The organism is Shewanella sp. Isolate7 (assembly GCF_022398425.1).
Classification (GTDB): Bacteria; Pseudomonadota; Gammaproteobacteria; order Enterobacterales; family Shewanellaceae; genus Shewanella.
The window spans coordinates 1-1,298 of record NZ_JAKEVJ010000164.1 but is presented as its reverse complement, the minus strand read 5'-3'; the positions used below and the strand labels follow the sequence as shown (position 1 = coordinate 1,298).

Annotated in this window: 1 protein-coding gene and 1 pseudogene; one reads left to right on the top strand and one right to left on the bottom strand. The window is 43.8% G+C overall.

Features of this window, described 5'->3' with window-relative positions; genetic code table 11:
• Positions 1 to 406 precede the first annotated feature (406 nt).
• On the bottom strand, positions 407 to 1,030 hold the full coding sequence (locus L1D47_RS20705) for a hypothetical protein (RefSeq protein ID WP_239886624.1): 624 nt from the start codon (positions 1,028 to 1,030) through the stop codon (positions 407 to 409).
• Positions 1,031 to 1,117: 87 nt separating this feature from the next.
• On the opposite strand from L1D47_RS20705, the pseudogene L1D47_RS20700 reads away from it, so the two are divergent.
• Positions 1,118 to 1,298, top strand: a pseudogene (locus tag L1D47_RS20700) (IS5/IS1182 family transposase); the annotation flags it as partial.

Here is a 1,298-nt window from a genome sequence, read left to right as displayed (position 1 = left end):
CATCATATAACGCACCTTGAATGGATTCACATACGTTCATCATACTGACTACCTAGCACTTACCCGAATTGTGGTTTTCAGGAGGAACGTCCTCTCACGATTCTTTTCCCACTCAGCCTAACGGCCAAGTTTCGTTACATTGTCCGAGCCGCTGCTTTATTCAGGCTCGTAGGTTCATCTGGTGATACAGATGGTTCACTCGTTAAGCGGTGAACAACGCTTCATACGACCTCAGGTCGCACGGACAGAGATCATTTAGCTTTTGAAATCTACGTCAATCACTTCGGATAAGTTGAGTTAGGGCATATTACATTCAACAGACTCAATGCCTAGACAACGCCGTATTTGCATGATTAGTTGAAAGCAGAGGAGGAGACAGGCGTCTTCCATCAAAAAGAAACTGCCCCTAGTGATTATGAACCGTCGATTTCTCCAGTGAGTTCCTAAGCTTTTCAAGAATGAAGTTCAGGTTAGGTGACTTTAACCTACAAACACCTGACTTGGTAAGCTCACCTTTCACTGTCATTCCTTCAAACTCAGCTTCAAACTTAATGCTATCGGTCAGGTAACGTTTATCAGAAACCAGCTCAGCAAAAGCTTCTCGGACATCAGCGGTACCAGAAACGGTTATTTTTGCTGTTGAGTTCAAGGAAGTACGAATGCCATACGAGGATATCTGGATAATTCTTACGTTGTCAGCCTCCTCCTCAATAAGCCCGAGCCAGCGTTCAGGAGCTACATTTAACTCAGATAAAACCAACCCAAAACCAGTAAGGCCATGAAGCTTATTGGAAAACTTCCTTAGCGAGCGTGGAGGCTCAGAAATATACATAAAGCTAGATTCGGCGCTCCAGTTGAACTGACACGTGTAGTAGTTAATTGACTCGACCTCGGAAATCTCACCAAAGGGATCTTCTACTATGTTTTTCAGGATTACTTTCTCAATGTATTTACCTACAAGCTTTGTAGATGTCGAAGCGGAAAGCAAAAAGCCAGAGCCAGAACTTTCTGTATATTGATGTTCTTTCATTAGTTTTGAAAACTCACCAAGGGAAGATGCGAATAAGTCCCTGATGTGAGATCATAGCTACATAGTAAATCACAGCCATTACCGCCCATGAGCCAACAGTTAACTTTTGCCGATAGTGAGTTTTCCAGCAAGCGCCGCCAGACCCGTAAAGAGATTTTCTTATCTCGGATGGACAACCTATTACCATGGACTCAACTGCTGGAAGTGATTGAGCCCTTTTATCCAAAAGCGGGCAATGGTCGTCGTCCCTATCCACTGGAAACGATGT

Bases quoted from the DNA above. Each gene is read 5' to 3' on its own strand.
- L1D47_RS20705 (WP_239886624.1), bottom strand. From the start codon at position 1,030: ATGAAAGAACATCAATATACAGAAAGTTCTGGCTCTGGCTTTTTGCTT.